Consider the following 15,423-nt stretch of genomic DNA (forward strand, 5'->3'; position numbering starts at 1 on the left):
TGATGTCTGAGGGAAAGACCATAGGGCAGCTGATGGAAGAAATGCGGGCAAAGGCAGGAGCGCAGAATTATCACGGTCATGGATATATGGATCTCCAGCGTTTTGCGGAGGACACCCGGCACATGATTATTTTTGATGTGCTGACGAACGATTCCCCTGTTGGCTGGAAAGGCGAACGAACCCGCCTGTTCCTGTCGGATACCGGTTATGAAAAAGCACTGGACAGTCAGGAAAAGGGGCAGATTAAGATTTTGAGCCACGCAAAGGTACGTCAGGGCAATCTGCACTATGACCGTTCTGACCAGTTACGCTAAGGAGGGCGGTATGAAGCGTTATCTTCTGCGGCGGCTGGTGGTTCCGCCTTAGCAAAAAATGAGATTCCCTGCAAACTTCGTGGAAAGGAGGCGAGAAAATGCAGGAAGAAGTGGAAAACAGAACTTTGACGCTGGTTGTCAGTGGAACAAAGTTTACCGGCAGAATGTTTAAGGCTGCCATAAGCAAGTACATGGCACATCGCAAGGAAAAGAAGCTGGAAAAACAGAGAAGCCGTGATGCGCCGGTTGTTCCGCATGGAAAACAGACTGTGAAGCAGCTTGTCGGGCAGAATCAGGGAATATCCAACATTGAGATCACAGACCCCTCTATCAAGGAGTTTGAGAAAATCGCCCGGAAATATGGTGTGGATTATGCGGTGAAAAAGGACCGCAGCAGTTCTCCGCCAAAGTACCTGATTTTTTTCAAAGGCCGTGATGCAGATGCTCTGACAGCAGCTTTTACAGAGTACACCAACAAAAAGGTCAAAAAGGCAACGAAAACAGAGCGCCCGTCCGTACTGGCAAAACTTAACCAGTTCAAAGAGATGGTTAAAAATGCTGTGGTGGATCGCACCAAGCGAAAGGAGCTGGAACGATGAAAAAGACATTGGACATCAAAAAGCTCATTTTGCTGAATATGCCGTATATCCTGATGGGACTGTTTGCTACCAATTTTGGAGAGGCATGGCGAATGGCACAAGGGGCGGATGCTTCAGAAAAGTTTCTTTCGCTGATTGCGGTTCTGCCTGAGGCGCTGGAAAGTTTCTGGCCAAGCCTGCATCCATTGGACTTGTTGGTAGGGCTGTGTTGTGGAGGCAGTCTGAGGCTGGCGGTGTATCTTAAAAGCAAGAACGCCAAGAAATATCGACATGGTTTGGAATATGGTTCGGCCCGCTGGGGAACCCGTGAGGATATTGCACCTTACGTTGATCCTGTATTTCAGAACAATGTGATTCTGACGAAAACGGAGAGCTTGACCATGAACAGCCGCCCAAAGGACCCCAAGACTGCCAGAAACAAAAATGTACTGGTGATTGGCGGCTCCGGTTCCGGTAAGACCCGCTTCTGGCTCAAACCGAATCTGATGCAGATGCACAGCAGCTACGTCGTGACTGACCCGAAGGGAACCATTTTGGTGGAGTGCGGAAAAATGCTCCAAAGGGGCGCACCCAAGCCGGGGAAAGACGGAAAGCCCATGAAGGATAAGCACGGCAAGGTCATTTATGAGCCGTACCGAATCAAGGTCCTAAATACAATCAACTTCAAGAAGTCCATGCACTATAACCCTTTCGCCTATATCCATAGCGAAAAGGACATCTTGAAGCTGGTAACAACGCTGATCGCCAATACCAAAGGCGAAGGCAAGGCCGGAGACGATTTCTGGGTCAGTGCGACACGTTCGCAGGCGGTAAAAAGTCTGCGCACAGTGTTGGTTTATTAAATCATAACCAGTCTGTGAACTGGTAATCCGATAGGTGGAATGATGGGGTAACGCCCTGAAACGTCTATCCTTGACGGACTTGCGTCAGCTGTAATGGTTGGGGTGAGAAGCTCCGTGACAACGACCGAGAGTAGTCGTAGGAATCTGCCAAAAGATTCTCGAAAACGCCCCAGAGGTGGGGTGCGCTACCTATAGGTCTAGGATCTATAAAATATCTATGATTAGAATGTTTACTTTGGCGAGTAAACTGACGAAAACTGCGAATGTACGGTTCTAAAAGAAGACCATATAGAAATGTATGGGTGCGTTAAAGCGCAGTCAGTGTGGTTCAGTAGAAATTCGCCCTACGAACGACCATGTTGTGTTACAGGCACATCTAAGCTGACAGGACTATAGCAGAGATCTAAGGATATATGTACAGATAGGATTATCGGAACGTGGAAAGGCACCAGATTCCATTAGAGGATAGCCTGACGAAGAAAATAAGCAGGTGAACTGGTGCTGAAAAGCCGTGATCGAACTTATGATGAGTTCTGCGAAAAAGAGGAACTCGGAGGAATGGTCACAAGTCGGTTGAAATAAACAGGCATTATTCAGTCTAATGATAAGGATTACGAGTAAGACCAAAAGGGTCACTTTCGAGAGGAGGTGATGCCTTATGCCAAAGAAAAGTAAAACATTATGTGTAGATGACCTGCGTCATGCGGAGTACTACGGAATGCAAGGTACTTTTGATGAACTATATCAAAAAAGTCAGAACGGTGAAGTATTTGAGAATCTTATGGATTTGATACTGAGCAGGGATAACATTTTACTTGCGTACCGAAACATCAAAGCGAACAAAGGCAGCTACACGGCAGGAACAGACAAAAAGAACATCACAGATATTGGGAGTCAAACTCCTGATGATGTGGTAAAAAGAGTGAGATTTATTGTTACGGGAAGCGAACACGGCTACAGACCAAAGCCTGTAAGACGGAAAGATATCCCGAAACCAAACGGAAAAACACGTCCGCTGGGAATCCCATGCATATGGGATAGGTTGATACAGCAATGTATCAAGCAGATCATGGAACCAATCTGCGAAGCAAAGTTCTGCAATAATAGTTATGGATTTCGTCCGAATAGATCCGTTGAACATGCCATTAACAGAACCTACACCATGCTTCAAATGATGAATCTTCATTATGTTATTGAGTTTGATATTAAAGGATTTTTCGATAACGTAAATCATAGCAAGTTAATCAGACAGATATGGTCGCTGGGTATCCATGATAAAACGCTGATTTTTATTATCAAGCGAATACTAACAGCTCCAATTAAAATGCCCGATAATACAACGGTACTGCCCAACAAGGGTACACCACAGGGAGGAATTATCTCACCACTACTGGCAAACATCGTTCTAAATGAATTGGATTGGTGGATAGCTAGTCAATGGGAGGAAAATCCGATTGCTATAAGCAGAGGGCGAGAAAGAATAATCGGAAAAACTAAAGTTTTTGATAAAAGCCATGGTTATAGGATTATGAAAAACACAGAAATGAAAGAAATGCATATCATTCGGTATGCGGATGATTTTAGGATTTTCTGTAGAACGAAAGAGGACGCAGTCAGGACAAAAGAAGCGGTTACGGCGTGGATTGAAGAGAGGTTGAAATTAGAGGTGTCCCCTGAGAAAACAAGGATTGTGAACACCAGAAAACGGTGGTCAGAGTTTCTTGGATTCAAAATAAGGGTAAGGCTGAAGCATCATAAATATGTGGTGCAGTCGGCAATCTGTGACAAAAAGGTTGAAATTGAAAGAGCAAAGCTAGTGGAACAAGCGAAAAACATCGCAAAACCCAGAGAGAAAAAAAGTTGTTTATCAGAAATTCAGCTATATAACTCTATGGTGTTAGGCATACAGAATTACTATCAGCTTGCCACCTGTATCAGTATTGATTGCAGAGAACTCCATAGGCGAGTAATGACAGTTTTGACGAACAGGTTAAATACAGAAACAGGAAGTATGCTAAAACATGAGGGTGGAACTATCACCCAAGCAGAAAAGGAAAGATTCGGACAGTCAAAAATGATTCGATATGTTTCAGGAATTGACCAGATGATCTATCCGATTGCATTCATCAAAAATAAAATACCGATGGCGAAGCGATCAATCGTTTGTAGTTATACAAAAGAAGGTCGTGCTCCGATTCATACAGAACTTAACCTTAATCAGTATGTTCTGAAAGGACTGAGAGAAAAAATATCCGTTGGTCATAGCACAGAATACCATGACAGTAAAATATCTTTATTTTCTGCTCAAAAGGGAAAATGTGCAATCAGTGGAGAAGAATTCGCAGATGCGGAACATGTAGCTGTATGGCTCAAAGTACCAAGAGCACTTGGTGGATTTGAAAGATATAAAAACATGGTTCTGATTCACAAAAAATATCTGATTCTGTTACAAGAACTGCCCCAAGCAGTAATAAAAGACCTGATAAAAACACTCAATATCACAAAAAAGATGCTCGTGAAAATCAATAGTCTGCGAGAGCAGGCGAACCTGTCAGCAATAATATAAAACTTAAATTTGGTGACTGATTAAATGTCTCGTGAAGACAATCGATGGAGCGCCGGATGCGGTGAAAGTCGCATGTCCGGTGTGAAGTGGGGGAAAAGGTGGAGATAATATCAAAACCTTACCTATCACTATAGGCGGAAACATTGCTGTATTGCGCGTTGATTGGATATATCCACTATGAAGCTCCGGTGGAGGAGCAAAACTTCTCCACCCTCATTGAGTTCATCAACGCCATGGAAGTCCGGGAGGATGACGAGGAGTTCAAAAATCCCGTAGACCTGATGTTTGATGCACTGGAATCGGAAAAGCCAAACCACTTCGCAGTGCGGCAGTATAAGAAATATAAGCTGGCAGCCGGCAAAACCGCTAAGTCGATTTTGATTTCCTGCGGTGCGCGTCTTGCCGTATTTGATATTGCGGAGCTGCGCGAGGTTACATCCTACGATGAGTTGGAACTGGATACGCTGGGAGACAGAAAAACGGCTCTGTTCCTCATTATGAGTGATACGGATGACAGTTTTAACTTTCTCATTTCCATGTGCTACACCCAGTTATTCAACCTGCTTTGTGAAAAGGCCGATGATGTGTATGGTGGCAGGCTTCCGGTTCATGTGCGCTGTTTGATTGATGAGTGTGCTAACATCGGGCAGATTCCGAAGCTGGAAAAGCTGGTGGCCACGATCCGAAGCCGTGAAATCTCTGCCTGTCTGGTGTTGCAGGCACAGAGCCAGCTCAAGGCAATTTACAAAGATAATGCCGATACCATCATCGGCAATATGGATACTTCCATCTTCCTGGGTGGCAAAGAGCCAACAACGCTGAAAGAGCTGGCGGCTGTTCTGGGAAAGGAGACCATAGACACTTACAACACCGGAGAGAGCCGGGGACGGGAGACCTCCCACTCGCTCAACTATCAGAAATTGGGAAAAGAGCTGATGAGCCAGGACGAGCTGGCAGTTATGGATGGCGGCAAGTGCATCTTGCAGTTGCGCGGTGTGCGTCCGTTTCTTTCAGACAAGTATGACATTACCAGACACCCTAATTTCAAATACACAGCTGATGCAGACAAGCGAAATACCTTTGATATTGAAGCATTTTTGTCTGCCAGACTAAAACTCAAGCCTGATGAGGTCTGCGATGTATATGAAGTAGACACGGAGGGCGTGTAATACGGTTCCGCTGAGAAAGGAGTGATCGTATCTATTTGCCGCAACTGCCTCTGTTGAGGCCATTGGCGTACAAAGCGGGCAATCATCAACAAAATAATGAAAAAGGAGGACAGCCGGAATCATGCCCCCGGAAACCGGGCGGCAGATTGTTCCGGCTTTTGTATGCCTATGAAACATGACAAACCTATTTTTTAATCAGATTCCGGCTAACAAACTATATGGCATTTTTTGAACAGGCAATTACCGTTCTTCAGACTCTCGTTATCGCTCTGGGCGCTGGTCTTGGTATCTGGGGTGTCATCAACCTGTTGGAAGGTTACGGCAACGACAACCCTGGCGCCAAATCTCAGGGCATGAAGCAGCTCATGGCCGGCGCTGGTGTAGCCGTAGTCGGCATGGTCCTTGTACCTCTGCTCTCCGGGCTGTTCTCTGTCTAAGCGTTCCTGCATGAAATCCTTGCCGCTCCCGCAGCTTTGCGGGGGCGGCGGAAAGGAGGTTGACACCGTATGGATTTCTTACTTGAAGCCCTGACAAATTGGCTGAAAGAAATGCTGGTGGGCGGTATTATGAGCAACCTTTCGGGGATGTTTGACAGTGTAAATCAGCAGGTCGCGGATATATCCGTACAGGTAGGCCAGACCCCACAGGGATGGAATGGCAGTATTTTCAGCATGATTGAGAATCTGTCCAACTCCATCATGGTGCCGATTGCAGGTGTGATTCTGGCTATCGTGATGACCGTAGACCTGATCCAGATGATTGCAGACAAGAACAACCTGCATGATGTGGATACCTGGATGATTTTCAAGTGGGTGTTCAAATCAGCTGCCGCCATCCTCATTGTCACAAACACATGGAATATCGTGATGGGCGTCTTTGATATGGCGCAGAGCGTAGTGGCGCAGGCGGCAGGGATTATCAATTCGGATGCGTCCATTGACATTTCCTCAGTTATGACCGATCTGGAACCGAGGCTGATGGAAATGGATCTGGGACCGCTGTTCGGACTGTGGTTCCAATCCCTCTTTATTGGCATTACTATGTGGGCGTTATATATCTGTATCTTTATCGTTATTTATGGCCGTATGATCGAAATCTACCTTGTGACTTCGGTGGCTCCCGTTCCAATGGCTGCAATGATGGGTAAAGAATGGGGCGGTATGGGACAGAATTACCTCCGATCCCTGCTGGCGCTGGGCTTTCAGGCGTTTCTCATTATCGTCTGCGTGGCAATTTATGCTGTGCTGGTGCAGAACATCGCTCTGGAAGATGACATCATCATGGCAATCTGGAGCTGCGTGGGCTACACCGTACTGCTATGTTTTACGCTGTTCAAAACCGGCAGTCTCGCCAAATCAGTCTTTCAGGCGCACTAAAATGGAAGGAGGTTTCTACATTGGCTTATGTACCCGTACCCAAGGACTTAACAAAAGTCAAAACAAAGGTCATGTTCAATCTGACCAAGCGGCAGCTTATCTGCTTTACGGGCGGAGCGCTTATTGGCGTACCGCTTTTCTTTTTGCTCAGAAAACCTACCGGAAACAGTGTAGCGGCTATGTGTATGATGCTGGTTATGCTGCCCTTCTTTATGCTGGCTATGTACGAAAAGCATGGACAGCCCCTGGAAAAGATCGTGGGCAACATTCTCAAAGTAGCTGTGATCCGTCCCAAGCAGCGTCCCTACCAGACCAATAACTTTTATGCCGTATTAAAGCGGCAGGAAATGCTCGATAAGGAGGTGTATGACATTGTTCACCGCAATAAAAAAATGGCTGCATCGGATGTTCGGAAAAACCGAGGAAAAAACTGTGCAGCCGGTAAAGACAAAGAAAAAGCTGTCTCGCGCCGATAAGAAGCAGATCGAAGCGGCCATTGCCCGCGCTAACCGCACGGACAAAAAAGGAAAATCTGCGCAGGACAGTATCCCTTATGAACGGATGTGGCCGGACGGGATCTGCCGCATATCGGACAGCCACTACACAAAGACCATTCAGTTTCAAGACATCAACTATCAGCTCTCCCAAAACGAAGATAAGACGGCAATCTTCGAGGGTTGGTGTGATTTCCTCAATTATTTTGACAGCTCAATTCATTTCCAGCTGTCTTTTTTGAACCTTGCGGCATCGGAGGAGACCTTTGCTAACTCCATTTCCATCCCGCCCCAGAGGGATGCCTTTGACAGTATCCGCGAGGAATACACCACAATGCTGCAAAATCAGCTGGCCAGAGGCAACAACGGTCTCATCAAGACCAAATACCTGACCTTTGGTATCGACGCAGACAGCATCAAAGCCGCCAAGCCCCGTCTGGAGCGTATTGAGACCGATATACTTAATAACTTCAAGCGTCTTGGTGTAGCTGCCAGAACGATGGACGGTAAAGAAAGGCTTTCTCAGCTTCATGCGGTATTCCACATGGATGAACAGCTCCCGTTTCAGTTTGAATGGGACTGGCTGGCTCCTTCCGGTCTGTCCACAAAGGATTTTATTGCACCAAGCTCCTTTGAGTTCCGCACCGGCAAGCAGTTCCGTATGGGCAAGAAATACGGGGCTGTTTCTTTTTTGCAGATTCTCGCACCGGAGCTGAATGATCGTCTGCTGGCTGATTTTCTGGATATGGAAAGCTCGCTCATTGTGAGTATGCACATTCAGTCGGTGGATCAGGTGAAAGCCATCAAAACGATAAAGCGCAAGATTACCGACCTGGACCGCAGTAAGATCGAGGAACAGAAAAAAGCAGTCCGCGCCGGATACGACATGGACATCATTCCATCTGACCTTGCTACTTACGGCAGTGAAGCGAAAAAACTTTTGCAGGATTTGCAGAGCCGCAACGAGAGAATGTTCCTTTTGACCTTTCTGGTGCTGAACACAGCGGACAATCCCCGTCAGCTTGGCAACAACATTTTCCAGGCAGGCTCCATTGCCCAGAAGTATAACTGTCAGCTGACCAGGTTGGACTTTCAGCAGGAAGAAGGGCTGATGAGCTGTCTGCCCCTGGGACTCAATCAGATCGAGATCCAGCGAGGACTGACCACCAGTTCTACGGCTATCTTTGTACCGTTCACCACACAGGAATTATTCCAGAACGGCAAAGAGGCTCTGTACTACGGCATCAACGCCCTGTCCAACAACCTCATCATGGTGGATCGAAAGCTGCTGAAAAACCCCAACGGCTTGATTCTGGGTACGCCGGGTTCCGGTAAGTCCTTCAGCGCAAAACGAGAAATCGCCAACTGCTTTTTGCTTACCAGTGATGATGTCATTATCTGTGACCCGGAAGCGGAGTACGCACCTCTTGTTGAACGTCTGCATGGGCAGGTCATCAAGATCTCGCCTACCTCCACCAACTACATCAATCCGATGGACCTGAACCTGGACTACTCGGATGATGAAAGCCCGCTGTCCCTCAAGTCTGATTTTATTCTCAGCTTATGTGAGCTGATTGTGGGCGGTAAGGAGGGCTTGCAGCCGGTGCAGAAAACCATCATCGACCGCTGTGTGCGTCTGGTCTATCAGACTTACCTCAATGACCCGCGCCCGGAGAATATGCCCATACTGGAGGACCTATATAACTTGCTTCGGGAACAGGAGGAAAAGGAAGCCCAGTATATCGCTACGGCCCTTGAAATCTATGTAACCGGCTCCCTCAATGTGTTCAACCACCAGAGCAATGTGGACATCAACAACCGCATTGTCTGCTATGACATCAAGGAACTGGGCAAGCAGCTCAAGAAAATCGGTATGCTGGTGGTACAGGATCAGGTGTGGAACCGCGTTACCATTAACCGCGCTGCCCACAAGTCCACCCGTTACTACATCGACGAGATGCACCTGCTTTTGAAGGAGGAGCAGACCGCTGCCTATACAGTGGAAATCTGGAAGCGATTCCGAAAATGGGGCGGAATCCCGACAGGTATCACCCAGAATGTCAAAGACCTTTTGAGCAGCCGCGAGGTAGAGAACATCTTTGAAAACTCCGACTTCGTGTATATGCTCAACCAGGCAGGCGGAGACCGTCAGATACTTGCCAAGCAGCTGGGCATTTCCACGCACCAGCTTAGCTATGTGACCCACTCCGGTGAGGGCGAGGGCCTGCTGTTCTATGGCTCCACAATTCTGCCTTTCGTGGACCACTTCCCGAAGAATACCGAGCTGTACCGCATTATGACCACCAAACCCCAGGAACTGAAAAAGAAGGAGGATGAATGATGATGAACCCCAACATTTTGAATCAAAACCCGTTGATGTTTTTTGACAGGGCGGTAAATGCCCAGCGCAGCCAGCTGCTTACGGTCATGGCCGATGCGGTAAGTGAGTGCCGCACGGCGGCAGATCAGGCAGCCGAACTGAATGAGACCGGTCAGGTGGGGCTGCTCCGTCTGGCAGAGGTCTGGAGCACCATCCGTGCCAAGGAAGGTATGGGTGGTCTGGTTCTGGAAGGAACCGAAGCGAAAATCCTGTCCGATGTGGTGGCACAGTTTTATGCCTACCTGTCCGGCTGTATGTTCAACGATCCTGTGGGAATGGCCATTTATGCAGAGCTGCACTACATGATGTCCTCCCTCATGCTGGGAGAATGGTTTGAATAAAGAGCCGCGCCTGCGCTTTACTGATGAGGAACGGTCTGATCCTGCACTGGAAAAGCCGATCCGTAAAGCGGAGAAAGCTGCGGCCAGAGCAGATAAGGCGCAGGCCAATATCCCAAAGAAAAAGGTCAGGCAGACGGTCATCGACCCGGATACCGGAAAAAAGACCTCGAAGCTGACCTTTGAGGACAAGAAAAAGCCACCCTCCAAACTTTCTCAAGGGGTCAAGGAAGCTCCCGTCCATCTGGTTGCGGGCAAGCTCCACAAAGAGATCCGGGAAACAGAACAGGACAATGTGGGCGTGGAAAGCGCCCACAAGTCCGAGGAAGCGGTGGAGACCGGCGCTTATCTGGTGCGGGAGGGCTATCGCAGCCACAAGCTGAAGCCGTACCGCAAAGCAGCACAGGCAGAGCGCCAACTGGAAAAGGCAAATGTAAATGTTCTGTACCAGAAATCTTTGCAGGAAAATCCCCAGTTTGCCAGCAATCCACTTTCCCGCTGGCAGCAAAAGCAGGCCATCAAAAGGCAGTATGCCGCCGCCAAACACGCCGGTCAGACTGCCGGAAATACCGCCCAGGCTGCGTCCAAAACCGGAAAAGCCGCAAGGACGGTAAAAGAAAAGGCACAGCAGGTAGGGGCGTTCGTCATGCGCCACAAGAAGGGTTTCCTGATGGCAGGGGTTTTGTTCCTCATTACCTGTATGCTGATGAATACCATGTCCTCCTGCTCCATGATGGCGCAGAGCATCGGTTCCGTTCTCTCCGGCACCACTTATCCGTCGGATGACCCGGAAATGCTGGCAGTGGAGGCAGATTATGCAGCCAGAGAAGTCCAGTTGCAGGAGGAAATCGACAACATTGAAAGCAGCCACCCAGGGTATGACGAGTATCGCTATGACCTTGGTATGATCGGCCATGACCCTCATGAGCTGGCAGCATTTCTGTCTGCCGTCTTGCAAGGTTACACCCAGCAGAGCGCTCAGGCAGAGCTGGCGCGTGTGTTTGCAGCACAGTATCAGCTGACGCTTACTGAGGAAGTGGAGATTCGCTACCGCACGGAGACCTCCACCGACCCGGAGACCGGCGAGACCACCTCAGAAGAAGTCCCCTATGAGTATTACATTTTGAATGTGAAACTCACCAGCAAGCCCATTTCCGCTGTGGCGTCGGAGTTACTGACCCCGGAGCAGATGGAAATGTATCAGGTTTACCGGCAGACCATGGGCAATAAGCCGCTGTTGTTTGGCGGTGGTTCCCCTGACATGGGCAATTCCGAGGACTTGACCGGTGTACAGTTTGTAAATGGAACCCGTCCCGGAAATCCGCAGTTGGTGGAGCTGGCCAAGCGTCAGGTCGGCAATGTGGGCGGCTATCCTTATTGGAGCTGGTATGGCTTTGACAGCCGCGTGGAGTGGTGCGCCTGCTTTGTATCCTGGTGTTATAACCAGGCTGGAAAAAGTGAGCCGCGCTTTGCAGGCTGTGAGTGGCAGGGCGTTCCGTGGTTCCAGTCTCATGGACAATGGGGTGCAAGAGGCTATAACAATCTGGCTCCCGGAGATGCAATTTTCTTTGATTGGGATTTAGATGGGACAGCAGACCATGTGGGTATCGTGATCGGTACGGATGGCAGCCGTGTTTATACGGTGGAGGGAAATTCCGGCGATGCCTGCAAGATCAAAAGTTATGACCTGAACTATCAAAGTATTAAGGGCTACGGCCTGATGAACTGGTAACAGACTTTGTGGAAAGGAGTGAACGGTTATGGCAAAAAACAAAATTGAACGTATCGACCAGGAAATTGAGAAAACCCGTGAGAAGATTGCGGAATATCAGGAAAAGCTCAAGACCCTGGAAGCACAGAAAACGGAGGCAGAGAATCTGGAAATCGTTCAGATGGTTCGTGCGTTACGCATGACTCCAGCACAGCTGAACGCTATGCTTTCCGGTGGAATGAACCACGGCAGAGATACAGCACTGTCGGAATCAAATAATCAGGAGGTTACCGCTTATGAAGAATAAACGAATTTGCAAAACACTTTCCGCCCTTTGCCTGACAATGGTTGTGGCATTTGGCTTTACGATCCCTGCTTTCGCACAGGGGTCAGAACAGGCTCCGGCGGCACCGGTAGAGGATTCTACCAATGACAGCAATGTGATTGTGGAAGAAACAGAACCGGCACCGGCACTTACACCGGAGGGGAATGCGGCATTGGTGGATGATTTTGGAGGCAATAAGCAGCTTATTACTGTTACGACCAAAGCTGGAAATTACTTTTACATCTTGATTGATAGGGCGAATGAGGACAAGGAGACTGCTGTTCACTTTCTGAATCAGGTGGACGATGCAGACCTTGCGGCGCTGATGGAAGATGGAAAAACCAAAGAGGAGATGCCTGCGGTATGCAGCTGTTCAACAAAATGTGAAGCAGGGGCAGTCAATACGGCCTGCCCGGTCTGCGCAACTGATAAGAGTAAATGTACGGGCAAAGCACCGGAACCTCCGGCAGAAACATCGGAGCCGGAAAAAGAGAAGCCTGCCGGATTGAACCCGGCTGCGCTGGCCCTTTTGCTGGCTCTGCTTGGTGGCGGTGGCGTATTTGCCTACTTGAAGCTCGTTAAGAATAAGCCTAAGACCAAGGGCAATGACAGTCTGGACGATTATGATTATGGAGAGGAAGATTCCGAGGAATGGGAAACAGAGGATGAGGAGTCGGAAGAACCGGATGCTGACGGGGGCAGCACAGAAGAAGATGATGAGGACAGTGTGAAATGACCCGTTTCACAGACAGTCCCTATGAACGCATGATGACACGCAGGCCGGAGGGCGGGAAGGAAACTTCCCGTCCTCCTTCTTTACCCCACAGCCACCCCTGCTATGGTTGCGGGAATTATGGAAGACCCTGCGTAGGTATCTGTCACCGGGAAATGTCCCGATGGCTCAAAGAGAGGAGGAACCATCATGGCTCAACATAAATTGGTAATTGCCGAAAAACCATCAGTTGCCCAGAGTTTGGCGGCGGTGATCGGCGCAACCGTCCGTAAGGACGGGTATCTGGAGGGTAACGGCTGGCGTGTCAGCTGGTGCGTGGGCCATCTGGCCGGTCTTGCAGATGCAAACAGTTATGATCCCAAGTATGCCAAGTGGCGATATGATGACCTGCCTATTCTGCCGGAGCATTGGCAGATGGTAGTGGGAAAGGATAAGAAAAAGCAGTTTGATATTCTCAAAAAGCTGATGAACGCCCCGGATGTGATGGAAGTGGTAAATGCCTGTGATGCCGGACGCGAGGGTGAGCTGATCTTCCGCAGCGTCTATGAGCTGGCAGGCTGCCAAAAGCCGATGAAAAGGCTCTGGATTTCTTCGATGGAGGACTCCGCCATAAGGGAGGGCTTTGCAAACCTGCGCCCAGGTGTAGATTATGATGGACTTCGGGATGCTGCTCTCTGCCGTGCCAAGGCCGACTGGCTGGTGGGGATCAATGCCACAAGGCTTTTTTCCGTGCTGTACCACCGCACCCTCAACATCGGGCGCGTTATGTCCCCAACGCTGGCGCTCATTGTCCAACGAGAAGCTGAGATCGACACCTTTAAGCCGGTTCCCTTTTATACCGTGGCGCTGGAGCTGCCTGGTCTTACCGTATCCGGGGAGCGTATGAGTGACCGAGCAAGCGCAGAGCAGCTGAAAGAAGCCTGTCAGGGTGCAGCTGTCACAACCAAAAAAGTGGAGTGCAAGGAAAAGTCCGAAAAGCCGCCTGCCCTCTATGACCTGACTACTCTGCAAAGAGATGCCAACCGCTTGCTTGGATTTACAGCCCAGCAGACCCTGGACTATCTGCAAAGCCTGTATGAAAAGAAGCTCTGCACCTATCCCCGTACTGACAGCCGCTATCTGACCGGTGATATGGCAGACAGCCTGCCGGTGCTGGTGAACCTGGTTGCCAATGCTATGCCGTTTTGCAAAGGGATCGCCGTTACCTGTGATCCGCAGACGGTCATCAACGATAAGAAAGTAACCGACCACCATGCAGTAATCCCTACCAGAAATCTCAAGGATGCAGACCTTTCTGCCCTTCCTGCGGGAGAAAAAGCGGTGCTGGAGCTGGTGGCCCTGCGTCTGCTGTGTGCCGTGGCCCAGCCCCATATCTATTCGGAAACCGTTGTGATTGCAGCGTGTGCCGGTAGGGAGTTTACCGCCAAAGGAAAAACGGTGAAGCACCCCGGATGGAAAGCACTGGAGGACGCCTACCGTGCCAAAATGAAGGATGCAGAGCCGAAAAAAGAGGGCGCAGAGAAAGCCCTGCCGGAGCTGACCGAAGGACAGACACTTTCGGTTTCTGCGGCAATCGTCAAAGAAGGCAAAAGCAGTCCGCTTCAGCACTTTACGGAGGATACCCTATTGTCCGCAATGGAGACTGCCGGGAAAGATGATATGCCAGAGGATGCTGAGAGAAAAGGTCTGGGGACACCGGCCACCCGTGCCGGTATTTTGGAAAAGCTGGTATCTGCCGGTTTTCTGGAGCGAAAAAAGAACAGAAAAACGGTGCAGCTTCTTCCTTCCCACGATGCAGTATCCCTTATCACGGTGCTGCCGGAACAACTGCAATCGCCGCTTCTGACTGCCGAGTGGGAGTACCGACTGGGCGAGATCGAGCGCGGGCAGCTTGCCCCGGAGGAGTTTTTGGACGGGATCAGCACCATGCTGAAAGATCTGGTAGGGACTTATCAGGTCATCAAGGGAACTGAGTGCCTGTTCACTCCGCCCCGTGAGGTGGTGGGCAAATGCCCTCGCTGCGGCGGTGAAGTTGCAGAACTGCAAAAAGGCTTCTTCTGTCAGAATGATTCTTGCAAATTTGCAATCTGGAAAAACAACAAATGGTGGGCTGCCAAGAAAAAACAGCCGACCAAGGCTGTGGTGTCTGCACTGCTTAACGATGGCCGTGTCCGTGTGACGGGCCTATATTCGGAGAAAACCGGAAAGACCTACGATGCCGCTGTGGTTTTGGAGGATGATGGACAGTACGCCAACTTCAAGCTGGAATTTGACCAGCGGAAAGGAGGCAGCCGATGAAGCTCTCTTTAGTGGAACGGGAAACCATTCTCCTCTATAACCAGGCAGAACCAATGGCTGAAATCTATACTCATGATCCCCGTCTGATGGAGAAGCTGGATCTGCTGGCAAAAAAGCACCCCGACCAGATCACCCGAAAGGACGCCCATAACTTTACCGTCCCCAAGCGGTGTGTATCAGTCCGGGAGCCATATAGCGCAGAACGCCGCAAAGCCGCCAGTGAGCGTGCGAAAGCCGCCGGATACCAGCCTCCTGTGAAAAAGTCCGGCAGTTAAAGG

The 15,423-nt window shown here is 49.5% G+C and carries 14 protein-coding genes and 2 pseudogenes; all 16 read left to right on the top strand.

Annotation, left to right across the window (positions count from 1 at the left end; translation table 11 throughout):
- The first annotated feature begins 2 nt into the window (after nucleotides 1-2).
- The 16 genes and pseudogenes from R8695_RS02610 to R8695_RS02685 all read left to right on the top strand — a co-directional run bounded on the left by R8695_RS02610 (nucleotide 3) and on the right by R8695_RS02685 (nucleotide 15,420).
- On the top strand, nucleotides 3-314 hold the full coding sequence (locus R8695_RS02610) for a DUF5720 family protein (protein ID WP_008728385.1): 312 nt from the start codon (nucleotides 3-5) through the stop codon (nucleotides 312-314).
- Nucleotides 315-412: 98 nt separating this feature from the next.
- Nucleotides 413-913, top strand: coding sequence for a PcfB family protein (locus R8695_RS02615; RefSeq protein WP_007886614.1), 501 nt, complete (start codon nucleotides 413-415; stop codon nucleotides 911-913).
- A pseudogene (locus tag R8695_RS02620) lies at nucleotides 910-1,707 on the top strand (type IV secretory system conjugative DNA transfer family protein); the annotation flags it as partial. The gene R8695_RS02615 and the pseudogene R8695_RS02620, both read left to right, overlap by 4 nt.
- A gap of 706 nt (nucleotides 1,708-2,413) precedes the next feature.
- Nucleotides 2,414-4,321, top strand: a complete 1,908-nt coding sequence (gene ltrA, locus R8695_RS02625; protein WP_154781075.1) for a group II intron reverse transcriptase/maturase — start codon at nucleotides 2,414-2,416, stop codon at nucleotides 4,319-4,321.
- 134 nt (nucleotides 4,322-4,455) lie between these two features.
- Nucleotides 4,456-5,490: pseudogene (locus tag R8695_RS02630) on the top strand (VirD4-like conjugal transfer protein, CD1115 family); the annotation flags it as partial.
- A gap of 218 nt (nucleotides 5,491-5,708) precedes the next feature.
- Entirely contained in the window at nucleotides 5,709-5,927 is a 219-nt protein-coding gene (locus tag R8695_RS02635) for a Maff2 family mobile element protein (RefSeq protein WP_003525154.1), read from the top strand.
- Nucleotides 5,928-5,996: 69 nt separating this feature from the next.
- Nucleotides 5,997-6,866 carry a VirB6/TrbL-like conjugal transfer protein, CD1112 family gene (locus R8695_RS02640; RefSeq protein ID WP_004797480.1) on the top strand — a complete coding sequence of 290 codons (870 nt, stop codon included), beginning with the start codon at nucleotides 5,997-5,999 and terminating at the stop codon, nucleotides 6,864-6,866.
- Between the two features lie 20 nt (nucleotides 6,867-6,886).
- Nucleotides 6,887-7,342 (top strand): PrgI family protein, encoded by a 456-nt coding sequence (locus R8695_RS02645; protein WP_117920647.1) that lies wholly within the window; start codon nucleotides 6,887-6,889, stop codon nucleotides 7,340-7,342.
- Nucleotides 7,299-9,701 carry a VirB4-like conjugal transfer ATPase, CD1110 family gene (locus tag R8695_RS02650; RefSeq protein WP_167829789.1) on the top strand — a complete coding sequence of 801 codons (2,403 nt, stop codon included), beginning with the start codon at nucleotides 7,299-7,301 and terminating at the stop codon, nucleotides 9,699-9,701. The genes R8695_RS02645 and R8695_RS02650 overlap by 44 nt, the downstream gene beginning before the upstream one ends.
- Nucleotides 9,701-10,081 (top strand): DUF3851 domain-containing protein, encoded by a 381-nt coding sequence (locus tag R8695_RS02655; RefSeq protein ID WP_429835015.1) that lies wholly within the window; start codon nucleotides 9,701-9,703, stop codon nucleotides 10,079-10,081. Before R8695_RS02650 ends, R8695_RS02655 begins: the two co-directional genes overlap by 1 nt.
- Nucleotides 10,074-11,810 (top strand): C40 family peptidase, encoded by a 1,737-nt coding sequence (locus tag R8695_RS02660; protein ID WP_154781023.1) that lies wholly within the window; start codon nucleotides 10,074-10,076, stop codon nucleotides 11,808-11,810. Before R8695_RS02655 ends, R8695_RS02660 begins: the two co-directional genes overlap by 8 nt.
- 28 nt (nucleotides 11,811-11,838) lie before the next feature.
- Entirely contained in the window at nucleotides 11,839-12,096 is a 258-nt protein-coding gene (locus tag R8695_RS02665) for a DUF4315 family protein (RefSeq protein ID WP_009003366.1), read from the top strand.
- Nucleotides 12,086-12,850, top strand: coding sequence for a DUF4366 domain-containing protein (locus tag R8695_RS02670; RefSeq protein WP_154781024.1), 765 nt, complete (start codon nucleotides 12,086-12,088; stop codon nucleotides 12,848-12,850). The genes R8695_RS02665 and R8695_RS02670 overlap by 11 nt, the downstream gene beginning before the upstream one ends.
- The gene (locus R8695_RS02675; protein ID WP_009003368.1) at nucleotides 12,847-13,050 is read left to right on the top strand and encodes a hypothetical protein; all 204 of its coding nucleotides are present in this window, start codon (nucleotides 12,847-12,849) and stop codon (nucleotides 13,048-13,050) included. The genes R8695_RS02670 and R8695_RS02675 overlap by 4 nt, the downstream gene beginning before the upstream one ends.
- Nucleotides 13,037-15,145, top strand: a complete 2,109-nt coding sequence (locus R8695_RS02680) for a type IA DNA topoisomerase (protein WP_154781025.1) — start codon at nucleotides 13,037-13,039, stop codon at nucleotides 15,143-15,145. Before R8695_RS02675 ends, R8695_RS02680 begins: the two co-directional genes overlap by 14 nt.
- Nucleotides 15,142-15,420, top strand: coding sequence for an immunoglobulin (locus tag R8695_RS02685; RefSeq protein WP_154781026.1), 279 nt, complete (start codon nucleotides 15,142-15,144; stop codon nucleotides 15,418-15,420). The genes R8695_RS02680 and R8695_RS02685 overlap by 4 nt, the downstream gene beginning before the upstream one ends.
- The last annotated feature ends 3 nt before the right edge of the window (nucleotides 15,421-15,423 follow it).

Origin of the sequence: Blautia luti (assembly GCF_033096465.1) — a bacterium.
In the GTDB taxonomy this organism is placed as follows: domain Bacteria; phylum Bacillota; class Clostridia; order Lachnospirales; family Lachnospiraceae; genus Blautia_A; species Blautia_A luti.

Coding starts and splice junctions, on each gene's coding strand:
- R8695_RS02615 (WP_007886614.1), top strand. CDS start 413: ATGCAGGAAGAAGTGGAAAACAGAACTTTGACGCTGGTTGTCAGTGGA.
- R8695_RS02685 (WP_154781026.1), top strand. CDS start 15,142: ATGAAGCTCTCTTTAGTGGAACGGGAAACCATTCTCCTCTATAACCAG.
- R8695_RS02675 (WP_009003368.1), top strand. CDS start 12,847: ATGACCCGTTTCACAGACAGTCCCTATGAACGCATGATGACACGCAGG.
- R8695_RS02655 (WP_429835015.1), top strand. CDS start 9,701: ATGATGAACCCCAACATTTTGAATCAAAACCCGTTGATGTTTTTTGAC.
- R8695_RS02640 (WP_004797480.1), top strand. CDS start 5,997: ATGGATTTCTTACTTGAAGCCCTGACAAATTGGCTGAAAGAAATGCTG.
- R8695_RS02610 (WP_008728385.1), top strand. CDS start 3: ATGTCTGAGGGAAAGACCATAGGGCAGCTGATGGAAGAAATGCGGGCA.
- ltrA (WP_154781075.1), top strand. CDS start 2,414: ATGCCAAAGAAAAGTAAAACATTATGTGTAGATGACCTGCGTCATGCG.
- R8695_RS02680 (WP_154781025.1), top strand. CDS start 13,037: ATGGCTCAACATAAATTGGTAATTGCCGAAAAACCATCAGTTGCCCAG.
- R8695_RS02665 (WP_009003366.1), top strand. CDS start 11,839: ATGGCAAAAAACAAAATTGAACGTATCGACCAGGAAATTGAGAAAACC.
- R8695_RS02635 (WP_003525154.1), top strand. CDS start 5,709: ATGGCATTTTTTGAACAGGCAATTACCGTTCTTCAGACTCTCGTTATC.
- R8695_RS02670 (WP_154781024.1), top strand. CDS start 12,086: ATGAAGAATAAACGAATTTGCAAAACACTTTCCGCCCTTTGCCTGACA.